Below are 26364 nucleotides of genomic sequence, written 5' to 3'. Positions count from 1 at the left end.
AAGAATTTGAGGTATAAGCTTTTATTTCTTTGCAGGAAAAATTATCTCTTTCTTCAAATATTATAATAGTAACTATTACTACTTATTTTACTAGATGAAGGAGGAGATACTTATTAATAACTTTTGGAAGCTTTATGGAAAAGCAACTATAACTGCATTTGGTTTCTTCTGGAAGGCTGGGTGGGCTTTTATCTTGGGTTATTTTATCAGTAGTATGATTCAAAGCTTTGTTCCTAAGAAGAAGTTAACTAAATATATGGGTGAAGCTAATTTTAAAAGTATCTCACTATCTACTATCTTTGGTGGTGTTTCATCATCTTGTTCTTTTGCAGCCTTGTCAGCAGCACGAGCATTACTTCAGAAAGGGGCTCATTTTATTACTGTAGTAGCTTTTATGTTTGCCTCAACTAATTTGGTAATAGAGTTGGGAATTTTAATCTTAATCTTTTTAGGATGGGAGTTTTTAGCTGCCGAGATTATTGGTGGATTTCTTTTAATAGCAATTAGTAGTATCTTAATTAAGCTTACTTATCCTGGTAGTTTAATTGAAGCTGCTAAAAGGAAGGTAGATCGTGAGACAGATTTAGCAGAGGATGATTTTGATTGGAAGAAAAGAATCACCAGTAAAGAAGGTTGGAATTTAGTTGCTAAGAACTTTGTGATGGAGTGGAAGATGGTCTGGCAAGAGATATTAATTGGATTTACTATTGCTGGTTTTGTAGCTGTGTTTATCCCGGATGATATCTGGTCTAAAATATTTTTAATGGACTATACTAATTTATTACCATCTTGGGTAATTGCCATTGAGAATGCTTTAGTAGCTCCCTTTGTAGCAGCATTGACCTTTATTGGTTCTATGGGAAATATTCCACTGGCAACAGTCTTAAATGCTAACGGGGTATTTTTTGCTGGAATTATGGGCTTTATCTATTCTGATTTGATGGTACCGCCTTTAGTTGCAGTCAATGCTAAGTATTATGGTAAGAAGATAGCTTTTTATATAGCTGGAATTATGTATTTAAGTATTATTCTAACTGCATTAATTCTAAATGGGATATTTTCTGTGATTGGGATTGTTCCAGATAGTAATAAGGTAATTACTGAAATGACTCAATTTAAGATAGATTATACTTTCTGGATGAATATTTTATTTGTAGCTTTAGCAGGAGCTTTGATTTATCTTTATAAAAAACAGCTGAAGGAGAAAAATAGTCATGGAGATATGGACCATGGAGAAGAAAATAATAGTTTAGATATTAAAGGTCTATTTACTAAAGCATTTATTCTAATTTTAATAGGAGGCTTGGCCTCTTATATCGCAATTTAATAAATTTATAATCATCCTTAGCTGATACTATTATGAATAATCAGCTGAGGATTTCTTTATTATATAGGTGATTAGAGTTAATAATGAAATTGAATTCTGCAAACTATAAATAAGGATACCTTTAAAGGAGGAAGATTAGTTATGTCTAAAAAAACAGATAAAATCAAACATAGATATAATCGGATTGCACCAATTTATGATAAGTTAGAAGCAATGATGGAAAAAGGAAGAATGGGAGATTGGCGTCAAAAATTATGGCAACAAGTTGAAGCTATAGCCAAAGAAAAAGAAGGGGTTAGGTTATTAGAAGCAGGGATTGGTACTGGCAAAAATATTCCCTATTATCCTGAAGATATTGAAGTCTACGGTGTAGATTTTAGTGATAAAATGTTAGCAGAGGCTAAAAAACGAGCAGAAGAATTAAATGTTGAGATTAAGTTACAAGAGATGGATATACAGCAGTTAGACTTTCCAGACAATTATTTTGATATAATCGTGACTAGTTGTGTTTTCTGTTCTGTACCTGCCCCAGTACAGGGTTTAAAGGAGTTAAAAAGAGTCTGTAAAGATAATGGTAGGATTCTAATGTTAGAGCATATGCGTAGTCAAAAAGAGCCTTTAGGATATCTGATGGATAGTATGAATTGGATTAGTTTATTAACTTGGGGAGCAAATATTAATCGTGAGACTATAAAAAATATAAATAAGGCAGGGTTAGAAATTATTAAGGAGGAGAATTTATTATTGGATGTAGTTAAAGAGTTAATTCTGTGTCCTTAAATTAGTTAGGAGTTGTATATTAATTATAAAAAATTATAGCTTATTTTGGAATATGTTCATAAAGGTATTAAGTATATCTTTCTATAACTTATATATGAAGGTTAATTATTTTATCGTAGGGAGGAAGATATGAAAAAATTTGCTAAAAATTTAGTTATAGTAGCTATTGTACAATTGATTTTACATGGGATTTGGGAATATGTACAATGTGGTATCTTTTATACAATGGAGGGGCAGAGTTCTTTTGAGCATACAGAATTAATGGTTAGTGCTACTATTGGTGATGTTAATATTGCTTTGGTATTATTTCTGTTATTATCCTTTGTAAATAATGATAAGAATTGGCTTATGAAGAGGTGGGAGAGGAAAGATATTGTTATAAGTATTTTATATGCTTTATTTGTTAGCTTCTTCTTTGAAGTTCATGCCTTATATAATAATCGTTGGGGCTATAGCATTGACATGCCTTTATTTCCTGCAACTAACATAGGTTTATTACCTGTAATTCAATTATTAGTACTTTTGCCACTAGGATTTATAATTGCAAGATATCTTTTAAAAAGGGTTTTTTCTAATTAATAGATAAGTATAAGGCTTCCATGATGGAGGTCTTTTTATTTATGTTAGATTGTCAAATTAATTGAAATAAGTTTTGAATTTATTCACAATTTATTATATTCTAGATACTATTAATTGAGATTTAAAACTTTTTTGACTTCAATTCACCTAATATCATTGAAATTATAAATGAGCAAAAATGATTAGATTAATTTACAGATGCTATAATTAACCTGTTTATTCAGGTTAATATTCTTTCTGGTTTAAGACATATAGAGAAACAACTCTAAAGTAAATTAAAACCTTATTTTTACCATGCCCCGAGGATGATTTTTCCGAGGAAATACTCTTGGGATGGGAATGAACACGAATAGTACTTAGCTAGCGGCTATTGGCTAGTAGCAAATTTATTGCTAATGGTCTTTTTTAAAGAGCTAGAGAATTAGCCAGTGATGGATTTACTCCAAGAGTACTTCCTTAGAAAATAAAATAAATTCTTCAGGTTTAAAAACACAACCCTTCGCGGGATTTTAATTTCTAAGGTCCTTCTTCAGGGCGTGTGACCATTCGTGTTTTCAAAGTTTTTAGTTTATTTTTATTTCACTTTAAGGTTGGATTGCTATATCATTAGTAGAAAATAATTTAAAATTGATCATTTGTATTAATTGGTTTAAAATTTGATCGTTTATAAATTAAAATTAAATTTCTTAAGAAATACTCTTTAATATGGTTATATTTTTAAAAGCTTTAAATAATCTTGATATTTTCTTAATACTTTCTTAATATTTGTAGTCTATAATATGATTAAAGAGTGAAGGGAACATTAACAAGTAAACAGTTACTTTTTAATGTTAAATATTCGCTAAAAAATAAGGAGGAGATAAATATGAGAAGAAGTTTAAGCTTTGTATTAGTGATGACGATGGTATTGGGAATTTCAGTCTATGCTTTTGCCCATGGTGGAGGAAATGGATTTAATCAAGGGCCTAGAAATACTTATAGAAATAATAATTATCATGATGACTTAAATCTATCAAGGGAACAAGAGGATAAGATCGAAGAGTTACAAGATAAATATTATGATCAAATGGATGATTTAATGGATGACTTAGGGGATAAAGGAAGAGATTTGAGAGATCTATATTTTGATAAAGATGCTAAGCGTAATGAGATATTAGAATTACAAGCAGAGGTTAATCAGCTTAGAAATCAGATGTCTATTTTAATGACAGAGATGCGTTTAGAGATGAGAGATATATTAACTAATGAACAGTTAGATCTTATAGAGGATTATGGAATGATGGGCTTTGGTATGATGAATGGATTTGGCATGATGGGTGGAAGAGGATTTAGAGGTCATATGGGTGGTCGTGGTATGATGGGCGGTCATATGATGCATGGTAATAATGGTATGATGGGATGGTAATAAAAAAATAATTAATAAATTAGGGGTTTAATTAAACCTCTAATTTATTTTCTAAAGGGAGTGATAGATTATGATGCATGGCTGGGGTTATGGAATGAGAGGTTTTTTTGGAGGTGGAATGTTAATGATGGGGATATTTTGGATAGCAATAATTGCTATAGTAATCTATTTTTTAAGAAATTCTAATAAGTCTACAAATAGAGTTGAAACTTATAGAAGAGATGTAAAAGAGGATCCTTTGGAGATTGCAAAAAAGAGATATGCAAAAGGAGAGATTAGTAAAGAGGAGTTTCAAGAGATTAAAGAGGAAATAAAGAGTTAATTTGTAGGTTATATAGTTGAAAGTTTGTTTTTTATTTATGAATAACACAATAAGGTATATTAATATAATTAGAATATTAAATTTATACTTAGCCTATTGTTTATATAAACAATAGGCTAAGATACATATCTGAAATCCTATTGTGATTTAGATATTGTAACAGTGATTAGTATTAAGATTTAAATCATTGGAGCATTGTATAATTAAATGCACAGGTAGATCAAAAAATAAAAAGTGACACATAGAAATACCTCATATATAATGTTAAATAACCACAAATAACATAAAGTGAGGTATTAAAATATGTGTCAAAATAATTATAACAGAAAAAGTAAAAAAGGAAAACACCTAACTTTGGAAGATAGGAAAATAATAGAGCATTTATATAATATTCAAGGTAAGAAAGATAAGGAGATCGCAAAAGAGTTAGGAAAACATAGAACAACAATAAGTAGAGAGCTTAAGAAAGGTGAATTAAAATTATTAAATTCTGATTATACGACAAGAATAGAATATGATGCTGAAATAGCGCAAAAAGTCTATGATAAAAATGCTACAGCTAAAGGAACTAAGATAAAAATAGCTAAGGAACATGAGTTAGCAAGATTTATAGAAAGAAAAATAAAACAAGATAAATGGTCTCCAGAAGTAATTGCTAATCAAATACAGGAAGATGAAAGATTTGAAATTAAGCTACATTGGAAAACAATATACAATTATATAGACAAAGGTATCTTGATGGTAAATAGAGATGAGTTAGTCTATGGTAATTATAAAAAATCTAAAGGTACTAAAAGACAAGAAAAGGAATCAACTAAGAGGAGAAAAGATGGCAGAAGGATATCAGATAGACCTGAGGAAGCTAATAAAAGAACAGAGTTAGGTCATTGGGAAATGGACTTAGTAGAAGGTAAAAAAGGAAAAGGAGAGCCATTCTTACTAGTTTTAACAGAAAGATATAGTCGAAAAGAGATAATAGAAAAAATATCTAATAAGACTCAAGAAGCAGTTATAAATGGATTAGATCGAATTGAAAGAAGAATAGGTGTAAGAAGGTTTAGAGAGTTATTTAAGACGATAACAACAGACAACGGGCGGGAATTTTATGATTATGAAGGAATAGAGACTTCATTTACAGGAAGTAATATACCAAGAACTAATCATTACTATGCTGATGCCTATTGTTCTTGGCAAAGAGGTAGTAATGAAAATTTAAATAAGATGATTAGAAGGTTTTTGCCAAAAGGAAGCAGTTTTAAAGATATTAGTACGAGTGAGGTTAAAAATATTCAACAATGGATGAATAACTACCCAAGAAAGATGTTTGATTTTAAAACTTCGAATGAAGTTTTTGAAAATAAATTAAAAGTAGCTTAAAAGTTTATATTATATGGGGTATAAGTGTTTCACAAAAAAACGTGCATTTTATATTGCAATTCTCAAGATTTAAATCATTAAAATTATTTATTGACATTAGTGGTTTTATTATGTATACTATTAGTACAAATGATAATCATTATCATATTTTTTTAAAAAATATATTCATTAATCTAGATATAACGATAGAAGGATATAAACGCTCTTATTAACTAATTATGTCTTTTAGAGATCATGGATAGTCTTTTCTTTTGATTTTAGAATTTTAGAGTAAAAAATTATTGTTTAAACAAAGCAAAAATTGAACTATGTTAATTAATCATATCTGCTTAACTCATCAGATAAAAGAATTTGTAACTATTGTGTAATTGATATGTTAGTTAATGGTGATAAGTAAATGTTAATATTAATATAGGACAGTAAATATTAGATACTTTAAGACATTTTAAATTAATAGAAAAGATTTTCGCTTTTAATCTTTGTATGAAAAGTTTGAATCGGGAATAGATCGTAAATCTTATAGGAAAGGAGGAGTGTGAAATATTATGGAGTTTTAATAAATAAAATCTTAGCAAAAAAGAGAGATAAAAGGTGGAATAGACTTTTGTAATATTAGGATAATGAAACTTTGATGTTAAATTTAAAAATATCATACATAAATAAATGAATGAATAGAGGAGGAGAAAAAAATGTTTAAAAAAATATCATGGGGATTATTGATCATAACATTATTTACAGGTCTAGTGCTGAGTGAAGAAAGGGTTTCAGCTAAAGATTTAAGTGTAGAAGAAATTGTAAACAAGACTTATACAGCAGCTTATTATCAAGGTGAAGATGGCAAGGCCACTGTAGAGATGACTATTGTTGATGCTCAAGGGAGAAAAAGGGTTAGAAGATTGACTATGTTAAGAAAGGATATTGAGGATAATGGTCAACAAAAATATTATGCCTATTTTAAAGAACCAGCTGATGTAAGAAAGATGGTCTTTATGGTAGATAAGAGGCCAAGTACAGAGGATAATAGATGGTTGTATCTGCCTGCTTTAGATCTGGTACGTAGAGTTTCAGCTGCAGATAAGCGTTCTAGTTTTGTGGGTTCTCACTTTACCTATGAAGATATCTCTGGTAGAAATCTAACTGATGATAAACATATGCTAATTGGAGAAGAGAATGGAAAATATATTTTAAAATTGATACCAAAGGATAAGAATAATGTAGAATTTGCTTATTATAAGATGTGGATTAATAAGGATAACTTCATTCCAGTTAGGTCTGAATATTATAATCAACAAGAAGAGTTATATCGAGTTATTACAGCAGAAAAGGTAGAGAATATTGAAGGTTATCCTACTATTATGACTATGAAAGCTGAAGATGTAAAGACTGGAGCTTATACTATTAATCGATTTAGTAATATTCAGTATAATTTAGGTATTTCTGAGAACATCTTTACAGAACGTTATTTACGACGTCCACCACGTAGATTATTGAGATGAGTATTTGATGACAGGAAGGGGGATTTATGATATGAAGAGAGTAGTAAATTATACATTCTTATTATTACTAGTAATGTTAGTATTAAATATAGGAACTGTATCGGCAGAAAGTTTGCCTTTCCATGGGTTTGTAGAAAGTTCAATCGGTGGTAGATATGATAGTCCTGATTATATTAATGATGACTTACTCTTATATGAGACTAGAGCACAGTTAAGTTATTGGGGTGCTTTAGGTTATAATGGAGAATTTCAAGTTAAAGCAGATATTATTAAAGATAATATTACAGATCAAGCTGATATTAAGTTAAGAGAGGGATATATTTGGGCTTATCCATCAGCTAATTTTGAAATAAAAGCTGGACGTCAAGTCTTAACTTGGGGAACAGGAGATTTAATCTTTATCAATGATCTATTTCCTAAAGATTATCAATCTTTCTTCCTAGGAAGAGATCAAGAGTATCTAAAGGCACCATCAGATTCAATTAAATTTTCCTTCTTTCCTCAAGGAGGGGCAATTGTTGATGTAGTTTGGAGCCCAAGTTTTACAGCCGATAATTATCTTAAAGGTGAACGTTTAACCTTCTTTGATCCTGGCCAAGGAGGAAATATTGAAGCAAATTTGGAGAATCCTCAATTTTCTGCTAAGTTACCTGAGAAGGATTGGGAGAATGGAGAATTAGCCTTAAGAGTAAAGAAGAATTACCAAGGAAATGAATTAGCCTTTTATGCTTATAAAGGTTTTTATAAAGAGCCTAATGCTAATCAAGCCGGGAATGGTTTAGAGTTTGCTCCTTTGAATGTATATGGTGCTAGCTGGAGAAATAATGTTATGGGTGGAGTAGCTAATCTAGAGCTTGGATATTATGATTCTGCTGATGATCAAGCTGGGGATAAATGGAATATTCCAAACTCTTCAATCAAAGCTTTGATTGGTTATAGTAGAGATTTGGGTAATGATTTTAGTGTAGGTGTGCAATACAATCTAGAACATATGGAGGATTATGATGCTTATGTAAGTAGCTTAGGAGCTAATTATCCATACTTAAGTGAAGAGAATAATGAGCAAATAACCTTACGCTTCACTAAGTTATTTAATAAACAGACAATACGTACTGACTTGTTTACTTTTTATTCTTTAAGTGATAAAGATGCTTATTTACGACCACAGTTTAGCTATGATTGGACAGATAATATCAATTTTAGTGCAGGAGCAAATATCTTCTTAGGTGAGCAGGACTACACCTTCTTTGGTCAATTGGAAGATAATTCTAATCTTTATATGAGAATGAGGTATAGCTATTAATTTTAAATGGGTAGGAGGCATTTCTACCTCCTATATTACTATAATTAAGAGAGGTTGATCTAACAATGACTATTAATGATGCTTTGCGTGCTATTGCAGGAGCTTTTGTATTGATTTCAGTTTTATTAGGGGTTTTTTATAGTCCTTATTGGTTTTATTTTACAGTTTTTATAGGACTAAATCTTCTTCAGTCAGCATTTACTAAAAAATGTCCAATGATTACTCTATTAAGAGCATTAGGATTGCCAGAATATAATTGTAAAACTGTTATAAGAGAGGAGGATAAAGAATGAACTTTAAAGAGAAAGTAACGAAATTTGCTGTTAATAGACCCAAAACAGTTGTAATATTCTTTTTAATTTTAACAATTGCTTTAGCAATACAGCTTCCTAAAATTCAGGTGGATACCGATCCTGAAAATATGTTAAGTGAAAAGCAATTTGTTAGGGTATTTAATGATCAGGTCAAAGAAAGATTTGAGCTATATGATATGGTAGTAGTAGGGATAGTCAATGATAAAGATCCTAATGGTGTCTTTAATCCTGATACTTTGGAGAAGGTATATAAAATAACCAATAAGATTAAAGGGATAGAAGGGGTAATTGATTCAGATATCATTGCACCATCTACCCAAGATAATATTGAGCAAGGTGGATTAGGTGTAGTAAACTTTAACTGGTTGATGGATCAGCCACCTAAAACAAGAGCGGAAGCTGAGAAGATCAGAGATGAGTCTATGGATAACCCTATTTTGAAAGGAACTATGGTCTCTGAAGATGGAAAAGCTTTAGCTATTTATATCCCAATTGAAAGTAAAGATTTAAGTTATGAAGTTGCTAGTGAAGTTCAATCTTATATTGATAGATTTGAGAATTCAGCAGATAATTATTATATCAGTGGTCTGCCTGTAGCTGAGGATACTTTTGGAGTGCAGATGTTTAAGCAGATGGCTATTTCTGCACCTTTAGCGATGTTAATTATATTCTTATTATTATGGTTCTTCTTTAAGAAGATATCTGTGATTATTTCACCAATGATTGTTGCTATGATCAGTGTGATTACTACTATGGGGTTATTGATTGGATTAGGATTTAAAGTACATATTATGAGTTCGATGATACCAATCTTTTTAATGCCAATTGCTGTAGTAGATTCAGTCCATATTCTAAGTGAATTTTATGATAGGTATCAGCATATTAAGGATAAGCGTAAGACGATTATTAAGGTAATGGATGAGCTTTTTGTTCCTATGCTTTATACTTCATTAACTACTAGTGTAGGGTTTGCTTCTTTAGCCTTAACACCAATTCCGCCAGTTCAGGTCTTTGGAATTTTTGTAGCTGTAGGGGTTATGATGGCATGGATCTTAACAATTACTTTTGTACCAGCTTATACAATGTTCATTAAAGAAGAATCTTTGAAGAACTTTGGTGCAGCAGATGAAGGTGAAGGTGGAATCTTAGATAATTCTCTTAAGTTTTTGGGTAATATGACTTATAAAAGGTCTAAGGTTATTCTGTTAATTACTTTGCTTGTTATTACTATTGCAGGATATGGTATTACTAAAATTGTGGTCAATGATAACCCGGTAAAATGGTTTGAAGCAGATCACCCTTTACGTGAAGCTGATAGAGTATTAAATGAACACTTTGGTGGAACTTATATGGCATATATGGTCTGGGATAGTAAAGATAGTGCTGAAGGACTAAAAACTGCTAAAGATGAAATCTTAATGGAAGTCGATGCTATCCAAGAGATCTATCTAGAATTTAATACCCAAATGAATAAGATAAGAGAAGTGATTAATAATAGATATGACAAAGCTATTAAAGCCGAAGAATTTAATAAGAAGAAATTGCTGCAAGAGCTTAAAACTTATATTAATCAAATTAAGACAAAGGAGCAAGAGAATTTAGATTGGGCCATTGAAGATTTAAGTTATGCTTTAGATGATTTAGAGGTAAAATATCAAACTTTTAAACAACCAGAAGTATTGGAGTATATAGCTGAAGTTCAAAAGATGCTAGAAAGTACTGAAGATGTAGGAAAGACCAGTTCTTTGCCAGATGTGGTCAAAAAGGTTTATAAAGAATTAAGAGAAGGAAAAGAAGAATATTATCAAATTCCTGATTCTGCAGGTGGAATAGGACAAAGCTTAATCTCCTTCCAAAATAGTCATAATCCAAATCAATTATGGCATTTTGTTGAACCAGATTATAGTAGTGCAAATATCTGGGTTCAGCTTAAAAAAGGTGACAATCAAAATATGCAGAAGGTGGTAGAGAAGGTTGATGCTTGGATAGCAGAAAATCCTCCACCAGTTGGATTAGAGTATAATTGGGCCGGGTTGACTTATGTAAATGTAGTGTGGCAGAATAAGATGGTAATGGGAATGTTGAAGTCGTTACTTGGTTCTTTTGTAATTGTATTAATAATTATGAGTATTCTATTCCGTTCACCATTCTGGGGATTATTGAGTATGATTCCATTAACAGTTACAGTAGCTTTCTCTTATGGAATGATCGGTTTGGTTGGTAAGAGTTATGATATGCCAGTAGCAGTTCTTTCATCCTTGACCTTAGGATTAGCAGTTGACTTTGCTATCCACTTTATTGAGCGTAGTCGAGAGTTATATGAAGAACTAGGATCATGGAAAGAAACTATAGCAAAAATGTTTGATGAGCCTGCAAGAGCCATTACGAGAAATGCTTTGGTTGTTGCTATTGGATTCTTACCATTATTATTTGCTCCATTGGTGCCTTATCAAACTGTTGGAATTTTATTAGCAACTATTTTAGGGGTTTCATCACTAGCTACTTTATTTATATTACCAGCTTTAATTACTGTTTTAAAGAAATATTTATTTAAAGACAGATAGGAATATTTAAGAAGATTAATTGAAAGAAGAAAAGGGCATTCTGTTGAATGCCCTTTTTGATATTTTTATTTTTAAGCATATCTTTGCTTTAAGGTATTTATTATGTCTAATATTCCATGTTTGGCTAGAGAAGAATAAATACTTTTAAAATCTAAAGATACCTTGGTGGGGTATACAGATATAATTGAAATATGTTAATAAAGCTATATCTATTGCTAAAGTGTTATTAGTATAATTTAAATAATTAATATATATAGAAGGAATTAGGGAGTTTATAGATAAGTCCACTAATGAATGGTTTTGATAATCGGACTCATTACAAGGAGTGCTAATTTTCAAAGTTCTTGACATAATCTCTTATCTATGATATTATTGCATTAATCAAAGATACCCAGAGGGGGTATAATAGAAATATTTTATTATAGATAAGGAATAATAAAATAAGAGGAGGGATAAGGATGGGAGATGCAAAAGCACTGCAGAAAGAAACAATTCAAGTAACAGGAATGAGTTGTGCTAGTTGTTCAGCTGCAGTTGAGAAGAATGTAAATAAATTAGCTGGTGTTAAAGAAGCAAATGTTAACTTTGCTACGGAGAAATTAAATGTAGAATTTGATGCTTCCACAAATACATTAGAAGACATTAAAGCAGCGGTTAAAGATGCTGGTTATGGTGTTGAAGATGAGGTTGAATTACGAGAGATAAATATACCGATAGGTGGTATGACTTGTGCCAGCTGTGCTGCTGCTGTAGAAAAAGAAGTTAATAAATTAGAGGGAATTGAAGAGGTAAATGTTAATTTTGCTACAGAGAAGGCTATGGTTAAGTACAATCCCCATGAAAATAGAATTTCAGAGATTAAGAATGCTATTACTAAAGCGGGATATGAAGCCTTAGAGATTGAAGCAGGAGAAAGAATTGATGCCGATAAGGAGAGAAAGAATAAAGAGATAGAGACTCTTTGGAAGAAATTCATTGCTGCTGCTATCTTTACATTACCATTATTCTATATTTCTATGGGTCATATGGTAGGATTAGCAATTCCTGATATTATAGAGCCATCAGCTCATCCAATGAATTTCGCCTTAGTGCAGTTACTATTAACTATTCCAGTGATGATAGCTGGTTATAAGTTCTATACTGTTGGTTTTAAGTCATTATTTAGAGGTAATCCTAATATGGATTCATTGATAGCTATTGGTACATCAGCAGCTATTCTTTATGGTATTTATGCTATATTTAGAATATCTATTGGAGATGTTGGATATGCTATGAATTTGTACTTTGAAAGCGCAGGAGTAATCATTACTTTAATCTTATTAGGTAAGTACTTAGAAGCAGTCTCTAAAGGTAAGACATCAGAAGCGATTAAGAAGCTGATGGATTTACAAGTCAAAACTGCTACAGTAATCCATGATGGCGAAGAGATGACTATCCCTATTGAAGAGGTGGAGGTAGGAGATATCATCTTAGTTAAGCCAGGAGAGAAGATTCCAGTTGATGGTACTATTGTTGAAGGTCATACTGCTGTTGATGAATCAATGTTAACAGGGGAAAGTATACCAGTTGAGAAGAAGGTTGGCGACAAGGTGATCGGTGCTGCTCTTAATAAGAATGGAACTATTAAATTCAAGGCTACTAAGGTTGGTAAGGATACTGCTTTAGCTCAGATTATCAAGCTAGTAGAAGAGGCCCAAGGTTCTAAAGCTCCAATTGCCAAAATGGCAGATATAATTGCCGGATACTTTGTTCCTGTAGTAATTGGAATTGCTGTTCTGTCAGGAATTGCTTGGTATTTAACAGGAGCAGGTTCAGTTTTTGCTTTAACAATCTTCATCTCAGTATTAGTAATTGCCTGTCCTTGTGCCTTAGGTTTAGCAACACCAACAGCAATTATGGTTGGTACTGGTAAAGGGGCAGAGAATGGAGTATTAATCAAAGGTGGAGTTCCATTAGAGACAGCTCATAAGATAGAGACTATTGTCTTTGATAAGACAGGAACTATTACTGAAGGAAAGCCAAAGGTTACTGATGTGGTAACAGTTAATGATTACTCTAAAGAGGAGTTATTATCATTGGCAGGTTCAGCAGAGAAGGGGTCTGAACATCCACTAGGAGAAGCTATTGTTAAAGGTGCTGAAGAAGTAGGAGTAGAGTTTAAGAAATTGGATAACTTTATGGCGATTCCAGGCCATGGAATTGAAGTAGAGATAGAAGAAAAGTCAATCCTACTTGGAAATAGAAAGTTAATGGATGATAAAGAAATAAACGTAAGCTTACAAGAGGATTCTGATAGACTTGCTAATGAAGGTAAGACACCGATGTTTATGGCAATTGATAAAGAGTTAGCAGGGATTATTGCCGTTGCTGATACAGTTAAAAAAAGTAGTGCAGCAGCAGTTAAGACTCTTCATCAGATGGGAATTGAGGTTGCTATGATTACAGGAGATAATAAGAGAACAGCTAATGCTATTGCTAAAGAGGTTGGTATCGATATAGTCCGTGCTGAGGTATTGCCAGAGGATAAAGCTAGTGAGGTTAAGAAGTTACAGGATAGTGGTAAGAAGGTAGCAATGGTTGGTGATGGTATCAATGATGCACCAGCTTTGGCACAAGCAGATGTAGGGATGGCAATCGGTTCTGGTACTGATGTAGCTATGGAAAGTGCTGATATTGTCTTGATGAAAGATGATATTATGGATGTAGTAACAGCGATTCAATTAAGTAAAGCAACTATTAGGAATATCAAGCAGAATCTATTCTGGGCCTTTGCCTATAATACTGCAGGGATTCCAATTGCTGCTGGTTTATTACATCTCTTTGGAGGGCCATTACTTAATCCAATGATTGCAGCAGCAGCAATGTCAATGAGTTCAGTATCTGTATTGACTAATGCTTTGAGGTTAAAAGGTTTTAAACCTCAATCTAGAGTTGATACTGTTAAAGCTAATAAGATTAAAGAAAGTGATTTGGAGGAGGAAAAATTGATGAAAAAAACAATTAAAATTGAAGGAATGAGTTGTGGACATTGTTCAGGTCGTGTTCAAAAAGAATTAGAAGCAATGGCTGAGGTCAAATCAGCTGATGTTAGTGCTGATGAGAATAGAGCTATCGTTGAGCTCTCTTCAGATGTAGATAATGTTAAGTTAACAGCTGCTGTAGAAGAGGCTGGATATGAAGTAGTAGGAATTAAATAGAAGTTTATCTTTGAGGATAGGGAGAAATCCCTATCCTTTTTATTACTTATAATACTTTGACAAAGTTAATATTTAAAGTAGAGAATTACTTTTTTAGCTATTATAGCTGGATAAAAAGAATAATAAAGGTTTAAAGCTAGATATTGTTTAAATTAAATTTATATTTATAATTTAGCAGGTAAAATTATTTTTTTATTCAAATATAAGGATAAAGATTGATAGATTGATAAAAAAATATTTTATGGTTATTAAATTAATAATAAGTGTAATAATAAGATAGATATGATAATAATTATTACTAAGTTCTATGTGTTATCTTGCTAAGGAGATTATCTTATAAGCTGATAATGTAAAAAGCTATAATTAAGAGGGGAGGATTTATATGAATCAAATCTGTAGTCTTAGAATTCTAGACAATAGATTAGTTGAAAGAATTCTAGAAAGGCATGATAGAAAAAGTACCCTTGATAATCGTTGTGCTCAATTTGCATATGGATTCTGTTTTTTTGATGAAGATGAACCTCTTTCTAATGTAGAAGATGATTTAGATAAGATAAGAAATAAGAATAATAGTTATAATTCAAGTGCTGATTTTGAAATTGATTATTGTATTGGATTAAAAGAAGCAATGGAGGATTATGATAGTTATCTTAAAGGTGAACTAGAATTTAGTAGGAATAAGGATTTAGAGAATTTAGTAGAAGTATTTGAAGAAGAGCCTATAGTTATAAAAGAGTTTAGATGTGGTCATTATAGTGTGTTAGACGGTAGGCATAGGTTATGTATAGCTAGAAAGACTGGTATTAATGTCTATGCTAGATATGAAGAAAGAGAAGAGGAATGTACTACATGTAGTGAAAGAAATTCAAGAGATAAATCCTATTTACCTTATTGAAATTGTTTTAATTCTTAGTTTAAAGTAATTAAGATAAATTGATATTGAATAAGAGCTAAAAATCAACCTTGATAATATTATCAAGGTTGATTTTTGTTTATATATTGTAATTTCGCAAGAGGGATTTTCTATAATATCAGTTTAATATATATCTATATATTTTGAGCAAGCTCTAATAAGACTGTTCTATTTTCTTTAAAGTACTTATTTAAGTTAAAAGCAGGTAATTGTTCTTCTGATTTTGTATTGCCAATTTCAATTGTGAATCCTGGCTTATTAAATTTTTTAATAAACCAGTCTTTATAGCCTGCTGCTTTCTTATTACTTTCATCAGGAGTTATGAGTTTATAGTGATTTACAGAACTGATCTTTTTAGCTAAAAGGTAGTCTCGTTTATAGGTGTCAGTATTTTGATTATAATACCAATAAATCACGTTTCCGCTATTATGGAATGCTATAATAGCATCAAATCTTTCTTTTCTACTTAGGTCGGCTAAAGCTTTGCTCTCAGGTTCACTCTCAGCTTTAGAACCTTTATAATGAGCGAAATGAGGCTGGTCTTCTGCTTTTACTTCTTCCCAGTCTGCGTTAAACTGTTTATTTAAATCTACTCCTCTAGCATTGGCCTTCCATCTTTTAAAATTAGAACTACCTTCATTTGCTTTAATATAGAAGTTCTTATCTTTTAAATTTTTGATACCATTGACTGCAATCTCTACTCCATCTGGATTTATCATAGGAATAAAATAAAAGCTTGTTTGATTTAAGATTTTTTTGAGGTTGTAGTTATTTATGCTCTTATTTTTGCTATAGTCTTCGATTAATTTAAGAACTAAAAGTGATGTTATACTTTCTCTTCCATGAAAGCCTCCAACTACTGCAATTTTCTTCTTACCATTACCTAGTCTTAATAGGTATAGGTTGCGATTTGCTACAGAATTGCCAATTGATGATGTCTTTATTTTTTTATAACGTTTATTTAGCTGATTGATCTGTTCTTTCATTTTGCTATAAGTATAATCAGAAGTTGCTGTGATAATTGGATCTTTAGGTAGATTTTCTGGATTTGTTTTTTCTTGCTTTTTTCTTTGAGGGCTATCTTTTTTAGATTTGAAATTATTGTTATAGTTTTTAGTTGTACATCCTAAAATGCTTATTAAGATAAGAGATAGAGCAATGAATCTAAAAGTTTTTTTGTATGTGTACAATTTAAGTTCACTCCAACCTAGATTTTAGTATTAATTATTAACTTCTTTTAATATAGCTTTATTTGTTTTGGGTTTATTAGTTATAATCATTTTATATTATCTCTATTCTATTTTTTTATATTCAATTACTTAGGTTACTCTTTGAACTACATAATAAGTAAGTTTATCTGGAGTTGACAAATTATTGTTATGAATCATAATATGTATTAGATAAAGTAGGAAGGAGGATCTAAAAAATGGGTCATTATGGTGATAACTATGTTTGGTTATGGATATTTATTATAATCATTTTATTTTTACCTTTATTCAGCTATTAATTTTTAAAAGCAAAGAAAGTCCCTTCCTGGGACTTTCTTTGCTTTTATTACTATTTGATTTTTTAAAGTGCTAAAAAAATATATTTAGCCAGGTATACATATAGGAAGCCCTGCTTCTAGCTGGTTAGGATCTTCAATTTGAGGGTTAGCTGCTATTAGTTCATTGAGTGGAGTACCATATTTTTGAGAGATAATAAATAAAGTTTCACCTGGTTTTACAATATAAATTGATCCTCCAGGACATGATACTGGCCCTGCTCCAGGAGCTGGTGGTAAGCATATTTCTTGTCCTGCCCTAAGCTCTTTTGATTCAATTCCGGGGTTAGCGATTAAGAGAGCATCAAGGGTATAACCGAATTTTTTAGCTATACTAGTAAAAGTTTCGCCTGCTTGGACTGTGTAAAAGCGACCTGGACAGGGTCTGACTGGTGGCGTTGCAGCTGGAATACATAATTCCTGTCCTATTTGTAACTGATTAGGATTTACTCCTGGATTTGCTGAAGTTAAAGCATCAATTGAGACATTAAAGCGGCGTGCTATGCTAAAAAAAGTATCACCTAAGATAACTGTATAAAGAAATCCAGTAGGGCATTTACCGGAAATTTCTTCTACAGGAATACATATCTTTTGTCCAGCCTTTAGATTATTTGGGTCTATATCAGGGTTGGCATTTAATATCTCATCTAGAGTTATTTCAAAGCGACGAGATAAGTTATATAATGTATCTCCAGGTCGAATAGTATATATTGAAGCATTAGGACAATTAGGATTATCTGATTGATTGGCCATCTTTTAAATCCTCCTTTCATATTAGACTTTTCTATATGATATGTATTAAAGCAATAAATTGGAATGATTTTAATCTTAATTATATTAGTCTAATATTCTACTTAATTACTTATAGATAAGTATTTTGACAGGAGGTCAATTAGATATTTTTGATTTATAAGTTTTATAGTACTAGTGCTGATTAAATTTTTATAGTAAAGATCAAATAAGAGAGGAATAATTATTGTTTCTCTCTTATTTGATTTAAGCTATAAAAAACTATTTAAAATAAATCTGTACTTAAATATCGTTCTCCAGTATCAGGAGCCATTGCTAGGATTTTTTTACCTTTACCAAGCTCTTTAGCTGCTTGAAGGGCGGTCCAGACTGCTGCTCCTGATGATGGACCTACAAATATTCCCTCTTTAGCAGCTAATTGACGAGTTATATCTAAAGCATCTTCATCATTGATCCTATAGATTCGATTATAGATATTTCTATTTAAGGTGTCTGGTATAAATCCAGGACCAGTACCAGGTATTTTATGTTTTCCTGATTCACCTCCAGAAATAACAGGTGAATTTTCAGATTCTACAATATAGATTTTAAGATTAGAAAGCTCTTCTTTTAGTTCTTCTCCAGTACCAGAGACAGTTCCTCCAGTTCCAGCAGTACTTACAAAGATATCTAGATCATTACCAAAGGCTTCAATTATCTCTTTGGCTGTAGTACTTCGATGGGCATCAGGATTAGCAGGGTTAGTGAATTGATTGGGCATAAAACTATTCTTAATCACTGCTAATAAATCTTCTGCTTCCTTTACAGCACCTGACATCCCTTGATCTGCAGGGGTGAGTCTAACCTCAGCACCGTAGGCTCTCATCATATTGATTCTCTCTTGTGAAGCTGATTCAGGCATAACTAAGATAGCTCGATACCCCTTAACTGCAGCTACCATAGATAAACCAATTCCCGTATTTCCACTGGTAGGTTCGATAATAGTACCACCTGTTTTGAGAGTTCCATCTATCTCAGCTTGCTTAATCATATTATAGGCAGGGCGAGCCTTAACACTTCTAGTAGGATTGAAGTACTCTAATTTGACATAAATATCTGCAGAGCTTTCAGGTACTATTTTATTTAGTTTAACAATAGGAGTATTGCCGATTAATTCTGTAATATTATTAGCAATTTTCATATTTTTTTACCATCCTTTCTTTCTTATTTTACTTGAGAGGTATCTTAATCTTTGAATTTTTTATTCAAATTCTGCTAAGACAGAATATAGATTCCGCCTATAGGCGGGTTACTTTTTTTCATAGATAAAAAAGTAAGCAAAAAATCATTTGAAGTTCAAGGAAAACACTCGTACTTTACTAAAAGGACTAGAATATTTTAATAAATTTTTTAGTTAATAATCAATCTTTGATTTAATAAATTAATCAGTATATGAATTAAAAGTTGCTTATGTTTCTTTAAAGTCAAATTCTCAAATTTTAATTTTAAGAAAGTGTTTTTTTAATTCGTCATATATAACAAAGGAATAACGAGCAGTATCAACTACCCGTTATCTACTATTAATCTTTATTTTATTACCTCTAAGAAAGATGTATCTACTAACCCTGTAATATCAGTGCTTCCTTTGATTGCTCCTAATTCACCAGAAATATTAGCAAATTCTTGGATAATTTTAGGATCGATATTAGAAGTAAGTTTAGTTCTTGTTAATGCTCGATCTAAGATATCAATAGATAGTTCTTGTTTAGTAATTCTTTTAATCTCCTCTTGCATTAATTTTAAGCTATCTTCTCGATTATTAGCAATAAAATCAATAACTTCTTCATTAACTTTTAAGAATTTTTTAACTAATTCAGGGTGATTTTCTGCAAAATCAGTAGTAGTAGCGATTACAGTAGCTGGCATTTGACCCTCCCAAGGCATTTCATCCCAATTAACTAAGACTTTAGCTCCAATCTTTTCTTCCATTACAGCTGCCCAGGGCTCAGAAACAGCAGCAGCATCAATCTGTCCTTGTTTGAATAGTCCCATCATAGTAGCTGGTTTTTGTAGAATGTGTTTGATATTTCCTCCACGCTTCTCCATCTTCAGCTCATTATCCCATAGGAATCTTCTTAATAATAGATCATGGCTACAAGCAAAACCAGGAGTAGCAATAGTCTTATTTGCTAAATCATTAGCAGAAGAGATATTACTAGTTCCATTGCCAATAATTACATTACCTGCTACACTAGCACTGGCTAAGACTTTAACTTTAGCACCTTGTAAATAACGATTTAATACTGGACCTGGACCTACATAACCGATGTCAACTTGGCCAGTAGCCATAGCATCCATAAATAGTGAACCTTTGGGAAAGGTCTTAACATTAAGCTTAATTCCATCAAACTCCTTTGTAAAGCTACCATTAGCTACACCTACAATTCCAGGAGCATGAGTTAGATTAGGGAAGTAGCCAATAGTAATCTCCTTTACTTTAGTAGTTGTCTTTGTTCCTTTATCTCCACAACCAGTAATCACCAAAATAGTGATTAATAAGATTGACAATAACATAGTTTTTTTGTTCATTTTTATTTCCTCCTTTTTTAATTCAGTAATAAGTGATGAATGACGAGTGATCAGTAAAATTTAAAAATATTTAAAACCTTAGTGTGATATTTAAATTCTATAAGTAGTAGTTATATATAGATTTAATTAAAGTTCTTCATATTAAAATTAATAAAAAGAATATTTAGACGTAGATTTACACAGACAAACATAGACTTAAAAATTAAATAAATTAGGAGTTTAAGTTGCTACTTAGTTAGATTTTAGTCTGTATCAAAAAGGTTTTGATTTATATTTGTGAGAATCATTAGTTCAACTTATATAGATCTCCAACCATAAGTGAAATAAAGATAAACTAAAAACTTTGAAACTACTAATGATCACTAATACACACGAATAAGAGCAATAGAAAGATAAAAACTTAAAATATTTATAAAGATTTAAGGTCTGAAAGATTTTTTGAATCTTTTATTAGTGCTAAGTCTTGTTCATTCACCCCAAGAGTACTTCCTCGTGGAAGAACACCCTTTGGGTTTAGAAACATAACCCTTCGTGGATTTTAATTTTTATGGTTCCTCTCAGGGGGCGTGGTAAAAATAAGGCTTTAAATTCTTTAATTAAATTTTCTTATAGGTGTCTATCTGTGTTAATCTGTGGTTAATAATTGTTTTATTTTTATATTTTTGACTTTAACTAGTCACTCGTTATCCTTTACTATTTACTTGATAGTCCCCAACGCTCTAGAACTTTATCTTCTAGTGGCTTGAAGATAATGCTGTCAGTTAAACTTCCTAAACTAGCTATGATAATCATAATTGAGATTACCATACTCATATTCCCCATCTCTCTGCCCCACATCAGAATCTGTCCCAATCCATTACCACTGCCTAATAGCTCTCCAGCCATTAAGGCTCGCCAACAGAAGGCCCAAGATAGTCTCATTCCAGTAATTAGGTGGGGGATTGCTGCTGGGATGGTAACTTTAAAGAATAGGTTATATCCTTTAACTCCCATAGTTTTAGCAGCCTTAATAAGTAATGGTTGAACATTTTTAATACCAGTAGATGCATTAATTACCATATTCCAAGTACCACCTAAGATTACTACAAAGATAATTGCGGATTCTCCCATACCAAACCATAAGATAGCTAATGGAAGCCAAACAATAGAAGGGACACTTTGTAAAGCCAAGACCAATGCTCCTAAGGTCTCATCCATCAGTTTTGATGAAGCTATAATTAAGCCTAAAATTGTACCAATAATTAAAGCAAGACCATAACCGATTAATAACCTTTTAAAACTATGTCCCAAAGCTATAATAAAAGAGCCATCAATAATGCCTGTATATAAAGTCTCTCCTACCTGTATAGGAGAAGGGAAGAGGATTGATGGCCAAATTTGTAATTTATATATGACTTCCCATATTGCGATTAGGATCCCAAGGAAGAGAACCTTCTTCAAAGTTGTATGCATCGCCCATTTCCTCCTTCATTACTTTTTCTATTTCTTCTTTAAGTACAGCTAAGATTCTATTTTCTAATTCTAAAAGGTAACCTTTATTTTCTTTACGAGGTCTAGCTGCTTTAACTTCAAATACTTCTTTGATTCTTCCTGGTTGTGTACCAAAGACAACTATTCTATCTGATAATTGTACAGCTTCTCTAATATTATGGGTAACAAAAAGAATAGTTTTTTTGCTCTCTAGCCAAATTTTCTGTAATTCATATTGTAACATCATTCTAGTCTGTTCATCTAAAGCACCAAAAGGCTCATCCATCAATAATATTTTGGGATTCATAGCTAATGCTCTAGCAATAGCTGCTCTTTGTCTCATTCCACCAGACAATTGATGAGGGTACGAATCTTGGAATTTACTTAAATGGACTTTGCTAATATATTTTAATGCTTGTTTTTCAATTTGATTTTCTTTAATATTTGCATTCTTCAGTCCAAACTTTACATTATCTAATACACTAAGCCAAGGAAAGAGGGCAGCTTCTTGGAATACAACACCTCGATCTGAACCAGGGCCATTAATTTCTTTATTTTCTACCAAGATCTTTCCTGAGTTAGTAGTTTCTAATCCAGCTATAATATTAAGTAGAGTTGATTTACCACATCCAGAAGGGCCTAGTAAAGAGATAAATTCTCCTTCTTTTATTTTAAAATTTATATTTTTTAATACAGTTAGATCAGATCCATCTTTTTGTCTGAATTTTTTATTAATATTTTTTATTGTTATCATTGTGAACCTCCTAATTCTAAGCTTAATATATTTTAATTCAGGGTTTTCCGATAGGAATTAACTACAATCTTTAAGTAGATTATATATGGTATATGTAACCATGTCAATAGAAAATTTAGATTGAATGCATTATTTATGTGGTTTTTGAACTTGATTATGGATAAGTACGGCTAAAATGATAATTTTGCGAAATTGTTCAGCAAGGTATTGAATTTTTTTTAGAAATCAAAAAATCTTATAAATGATCATCTTTTACTTGAAAAAGAAACTTATGTATGTTATTTTATTAATAAGAAAATAAATATCGAATTAGTACTCGTATAATGTCGAGAATAAGGCTCGGACGTTTCTACCAGATAGCCGTAAACTATCTGACTACGAGTGAAAGTGTACCTAGGGTTCCGTACTAAAGAGCAATTGAAAACCTATAATTGATAATTTAGATATAAAGATATAATATTTTTAAATTTTTAAGGTTTTAATTATCAATTCTAAATTGTTAATTATCAATTGTTTTTAAGTTGTCTGGTCCAAGCGGTACAAATACATTAATGTATTACACCAGAGGGAGAAAAGCCCAGATGGATAGGTTTCACTTGTTATAGTGAAGTCTATCTATCTGGGTTTTTTATATTATGAGCATTTTATATTAAGGGGAGGGTAAGGATATGGAATTATTGAAAGAAAGAATTAAGGATGATGGGAAGTTAGTTTCTAAAGAGATTTTAAAAGTGGACTCTTTTTTAAACCATCAAATAGATCCTAGACTAATGCAGGAGATCGGAAGAGAATTTGCTAAGCGATTTAAAGAAGAAGAGATTAGCAAGATTTTAACTATTGAGGCATCAGGGATTGCAGTGGCTTTGATGGTAGGTCTGGAATTAGATGTACCAGTAGTATTTGCTAAAAAGAAGAAAGCCTCTACAATGGATAGCAAAGTTTATACAGGTGAAGTAAAGTCTTTTACTAAAAATAAGGTTTATAATATTAGTGTAGATTCTACTTATATAAATAACGAGGATAAAATACTAATTATTGATGATTTTCTAGCAATGGGAAATGCTTCCCAAGGTCTATTAGAAATTGTGAACAAGGCAAAAGCTGAATTAGCTGGTATAGGAATTGTAATTGAAAAAGGATTTCAGCCTGGAGGAAAATTATTACGCCAACAGGGGATTAAGGTTGAATCTTTAGCTATTATTGATAGTTTAGCTGATAATGAAATTAATTTTTTATAATTGTAACTTTGTTTTAAAGCTAATAAATCTAATTAAAAATTAATTATTCAAAAAATGGGAGGAATTAAGATGGGTCAAGAAGCATTAAGTTATCAAGAGGATTTTGTTAGTGAAGGAAATAAAGATTTATATGAAGATAATAAATTAACTTATGGTATTAATGATAAGCCTGAATTAAAACTTGCTATTCCTTTGGCTATTCAGCATATTGTTGCTGCATTTAGTGGGATAGTTGCTGTGCCATTAGTAGTTGGAGGAGTTTTAGGATTATCTGCAGTTGAGATGGGATATTTGGTTAGTACAGCCTTATTTATGGCTGGTTTAGCTACTTTTATTCAAGCTAAGGGATTTGGAAAAGTAGGTGCTAAGTTACCTTGTATTATGGGAACAGATTTTACTTTTGTAGGACCATCTATAGCAGTTGGAAGCACTATGGGATTAGCAGGTATCTTTGGAGCTACTTTGCTAGCTGCACCAATTGAAATGATAATCAGTAAGTTCTTTCCTAAAATCAGGAGATTATTCCCACCAGTTGTAACCGGTTGTGTAGTGACTTTGATTGGATTAACAGTTTTGCCAGTAGCAATTGATTGGGCGGCAGGAGGTTATGGAGCTGCGGATTATGGTAGTTTAAAGAATATAGGTGTTACCTTAGCAGTATTAACAGTGATTGTCTCCTTAAATCAATTTGCAAAAGGTTTTTGGAGTTCAGCTTCAATTTTAATTGGTACTATCTTTGGATATATTATAGCGTATCCTTTGGGAATGTTAGAATTTTCTGCTGTAAGAGAGGCTGCTTTAATTAATTTACCTATGCCTTTTAAGTATGGAATCGCTTTTAGTTTAACTGGATTTTTTGCTTTTATACCTGCTTATTTAGTAACTAGTATTGAGACTGTTGGTGATTTATTAGCAGTTGGTGAAGCCTGTAATAAAGAATTAGAAAGTGAAGATATTTCTAAAGGATTAATGGCTGATGGAGTTGGGAGTATGTTAGCAGGAGTTTTTGGGGCTGGTCCTAATACTTCTTTTAGTCAGAATGTTGGAATCATTCCTTTAACAGGAGTAGGGAGTAGGTTTGTTGTTATTTTGGCCGGTATTATTTTAATGTTTTTAGGTGTTTTTCCTAAGTTAGGTGCTTTAATTGCAATTATGCCTAATCCTGTATTAGGAGGAGCAGGAATTGTTATGTTTGGAATGATTGCTGCTAGTGGAATTAAAGTATTACACGATGCTGATTTAACTAGAAGAAATTTATTAATTATTGCTATCTCTTTAGGATTAGGTTTAGGAGTAGTAGTAAGACCAGATATTTTAAGTCATTTACCAAAAGCGCTGAAGACTTTCTTCCAATCAGGTATTACTACAGGGACTATTACAGCCTTACTATTGAATATTATTTTACCTAAGATGGAAGAGTAAAAACTTTTAAAAGACCACAGTAGTGGTCTTTTTTGCTTTATGAGGATAAATTTCTTTTATTAAACTTAGAGGGATAAGGTATTTTTAAAATCATATAATTTAAAAACAATTCATAAAAAAGATTTAATTGTACAAATTAAGATAAAAGTATAGATTAAGGAGTGGTTTATTATGAGAGTACTTGTCCATCCCTTAGCAGATAATAAAGGAAATAAATTTAGAGTAAAATACAATGGAATACTTAGTAAAAATGGAGCTGAACAGGTCTATCTACATGCAGGTTTAGGGTATAATGGTTCTTGGGCAGCTATCAAAGATATTGCAATGAAAGATATTAATGGTGAGTGGGTGGCAGATATAAGGGTAGAGGATAGAATTAATAAATTTAATTTTTGTTTTAGAGATTCTGCTGATCATTGGGATAATAATAGTGGTAATGACTGGAGTTATAGAATATTATAAAATGTTTAGATAGCCTTCGATTATAATCGGAGGTTTTTGTTATTTATATAATAATATTATCTTTAAAAAACTATAATTTGATTCTAAATGAAATAGAATTAGCGTTTTCTATTCTTTTTATCTTTTACTCTTTTTATTTCACTAACTTCATCATGAACTTTATATATTAAGCGTTTAACATCTTTGATCTCTTCTTCATATTTTTTATTAATACTATCCATCCATATTACCAAGGCTAATATAGGTAAAACTATGATAATAATAAGAATATAATTCACAATTATTGCTCCTTTCTCTTTAGGTAATTTTTAATTTTGAAGGTCAAAACTATTATCATTAAATAGATATTATTTTATTTTTCTTATAGAAATGATTAGAATAAGTTCTAATAATTGATTGTAGAAATTTTATAGCCCTAGATATTTATATTTTATTAATTTTATTAGGTAAATAGTACTTTTTTTAGAATTTGTTTCAATAAAGATGATCAAAAATATAGTTTGATTAGATGAAGATGAATTATATCTGATCTAGAGCTGTAATATTTAAAGTTTATTTTTGTTATTACCTATATTTGATA

General features: G+C 31.3%; 22 protein-coding genes and 1 riboswitch. Of the genes, 15 read left to right on the top strand and 7 right to left on the bottom strand.

The genetic code is table 11. From position 1 onward, the window contains the following. The first annotated feature begins 94 nt into the window (after positions 1–94). From OREMA_RS0107610 to OREMA_RS0107555, 12 genes are all read left to right on the top strand, one after another. Positions 95–1327 (top strand): permease, encoded by a 1233-nt coding sequence (locus tag OREMA_RS0107610; protein WP_083900085.1) that lies wholly within the window; start codon positions 95–97, stop codon positions 1325–1327. Positions 1328–1468: 141 nt separating this feature from the next. Further along, positions 1469–2107, top strand: a complete 639-nt coding sequence (locus OREMA_RS0107605) for a class I SAM-dependent methyltransferase (RefSeq protein ID WP_018248672.1) — start codon at positions 1469–1471, stop codon at positions 2105–2107. A 129-nt stretch (positions 2108–2236) separates the two neighbouring features. Beyond that, the gene (locus OREMA_RS0107600; RefSeq protein ID WP_018248671.1) at positions 2237–2686 is read left to right on the top strand and encodes a hypothetical protein; all 450 of its coding nucleotides are present in this window, start codon (positions 2237–2239) and stop codon (positions 2684–2686) included. A gap of 865 nt (positions 2687–3551) precedes the next feature. Next, positions 3552–4091 (top strand): Spy/CpxP family protein refolding chaperone, encoded by a 540-nt coding sequence (locus OREMA_RS0107595; protein ID WP_018248670.1) that lies wholly within the window; start codon positions 3552–3554, stop codon positions 4089–4091. Positions 4092–4161: 70 nt separating this feature from the next. Then, complete coding sequence (locus OREMA_RS0107590; protein WP_018248669.1) at positions 4162–4413, top strand: SHOCT domain-containing protein; 252 nt, start codon at positions 4162–4164, stop codon at positions 4411–4413. Between the two features lie 303 nt (positions 4414–4716). Then, the gene (locus tag OREMA_RS0107585; RefSeq protein WP_018248668.1) at positions 4717–5790 is read left to right on the top strand and encodes an IS30 family transposase; all 1074 of its coding nucleotides are present in this window, start codon (positions 4717–4719) and stop codon (positions 5788–5790) included. Between the two features lie 689 nt (positions 5791–6479). Next, the gene (locus OREMA_RS0107580) at positions 6480–7286 is read left to right on the top strand and encodes an outer membrane lipoprotein-sorting protein (protein ID WP_018248667.1); all 807 of its coding nucleotides are present in this window, start codon (positions 6480–6482) and stop codon (positions 7284–7286) included. A 31-nt stretch (positions 7287–7317) separates the two neighbouring features. Continuing rightward, on the top strand, positions 7318–8589 hold the full coding sequence (locus tag OREMA_RS17385) for a hypothetical protein (protein ID WP_018248666.1): 1272 nt from the start codon (positions 7318–7320) through the stop codon (positions 8587–8589). Between the two features lie 65 nt (positions 8590–8654). Next, entirely contained in the window at positions 8655–8882 is a 228-nt protein-coding gene (locus tag OREMA_RS0107570) for a YgaP family membrane protein (protein WP_018248665.1), read from the top strand. Further along, a complete protein-coding gene (locus OREMA_RS0107565) occupies positions 8879–11467 on the top strand; it encodes an efflux RND transporter permease subunit (RefSeq protein ID WP_018248664.1) in 2589 nt (862 codons plus the stop codon). Before OREMA_RS0107570 ends, OREMA_RS0107565 begins: the two co-directional genes overlap by 4 nt. A gap of 458 nt (positions 11468–11925) precedes the next feature. Beyond that, positions 11926–14664: a heavy metal translocating P-type ATPase gene (locus tag OREMA_RS0107560; RefSeq protein ID WP_018248663.1), complete on the top strand. Its 2739-nt coding sequence runs from the start codon at positions 11926–11928 to the stop codon at positions 14662–14664. Positions 14665–15046: 382 nt separating this feature from the next. Further along, positions 15047–15559 (top strand): ParB N-terminal domain-containing protein, encoded by a 513-nt coding sequence (locus OREMA_RS0107555; RefSeq protein WP_018248662.1) that lies wholly within the window; start codon positions 15047–15049, stop codon positions 15557–15559. 152 nt (positions 15560–15711) lie between these two features. Here the strand turns inward: OREMA_RS0107555 and OREMA_RS0107550 are convergent, their stop codons facing one another. The 6 genes from OREMA_RS0107550 to OREMA_RS0107520 form a co-directional block, all read right to left on the bottom strand. Further along, positions 15712–16767 carry a M14 family zinc carboxypeptidase gene (locus OREMA_RS0107550; RefSeq protein ID WP_018248661.1) on the bottom strand — a complete coding sequence of 352 codons (1056 nt, stop codon included), beginning with the start codon at positions 16765–16767 and terminating at the stop codon, positions 15712–15714. A gap of 401 nt (positions 16768–17168) precedes the next feature. Beyond that, entirely contained in the window at positions 17169–17873 is a 705-nt protein-coding gene (locus tag OREMA_RS0107540) for a muramidase family protein (protein WP_018248660.1), read from the bottom strand. Positions 17874–18135: 262 nt separating this feature from the next. Continuing rightward, positions 18136–19050: a cysteine synthase A gene (cysK, locus tag OREMA_RS0107535; RefSeq protein WP_018248659.1), complete on the bottom strand. Its 915-nt coding sequence runs from the start codon at positions 19048–19050 to the stop codon at positions 18136–18138. Positions 19051–19436: 386 nt separating this feature from the next. Then, positions 19437–20438, bottom strand: coding sequence for an aliphatic sulfonate ABC transporter substrate-binding protein (locus OREMA_RS0107530; protein ID WP_018248658.1), 1002 nt, complete (start codon positions 20436–20438; stop codon positions 19437–19439). Between the two features lie 693 nt (positions 20439–21131). Then, positions 21132–21890: an ABC transporter permease gene (locus OREMA_RS0107525; RefSeq protein WP_018248657.1), complete on the bottom strand. Its 759-nt coding sequence runs from the start codon at positions 21888–21890 to the stop codon at positions 21132–21134. Further along, positions 21823–22662 (bottom strand): ABC transporter ATP-binding protein, encoded by an 840-nt coding sequence (locus OREMA_RS0107520; protein ID WP_018248656.1) that lies wholly within the window; start codon positions 22660–22662, stop codon positions 21823–21825. Before OREMA_RS0107520 ends, OREMA_RS0107525 begins: the two co-directional genes overlap by 68 nt. A gap of 296 nt (positions 22663–22958) precedes the next feature. Then, positions 22959–23060, top strand: a riboswitch (purine riboswitch). A 270-nt stretch (positions 23061–23330) separates the two neighbouring features. On the opposite strand from OREMA_RS0107520, the gene OREMA_RS0107515 reads away from it, so the two are divergent. The 3 genes from OREMA_RS0107515 (at position 23331) to OREMA_RS0107505 (ending at position 25784) form a co-directional block, all read left to right on the top strand. Further along, complete coding sequence (locus OREMA_RS0107515) at positions 23331–23900, top strand: xanthine phosphoribosyltransferase (protein WP_018248655.1); 570 nt, start codon at positions 23331–23333, stop codon at positions 23898–23900. Between the two features lie 69 nt (positions 23901–23969). After that, positions 23970–25322: a nucleobase:cation symporter-2 family protein gene (locus OREMA_RS17380; protein WP_018248654.1), complete on the top strand. Its 1353-nt coding sequence runs from the start codon at positions 23970–23972 to the stop codon at positions 25320–25322. A gap of 171 nt (positions 25323–25493) precedes the next feature. Further along, positions 25494–25784 (top strand): carbohydrate-binding protein, encoded by a 291-nt coding sequence (locus tag OREMA_RS0107505; protein WP_018248653.1) that lies wholly within the window; start codon positions 25494–25496, stop codon positions 25782–25784. Between the two features lie 98 nt (positions 25785–25882). On the opposite strand, the gene OREMA_RS0107500 is transcribed toward OREMA_RS0107505, so the two are convergent. Then, the gene (locus OREMA_RS0107500) at positions 25883–26062 is read right to left on the bottom strand and encodes a hypothetical protein (protein ID WP_018248652.1); all 180 of its coding nucleotides are present in this window, start codon (positions 26060–26062) and stop codon (positions 25883–25885) included. Between the last annotated feature and the right edge of the window lie 302 nt (positions 26063–26364).

The sequence above is a fragment of the Orenia marismortui DSM 5156 genome, from assembly GCF_000379025.1.
Taxonomy (GTDB): Bacteria; Bacillota; Halanaerobiia; order Halobacteroidales; family Halobacteroidaceae; genus Orenia; species Orenia marismortui.
The sequence above is the reverse complement of the archived record's forward strand: the minus strand, read 5'-3'. Positions and strand labels throughout refer to the sequence as shown.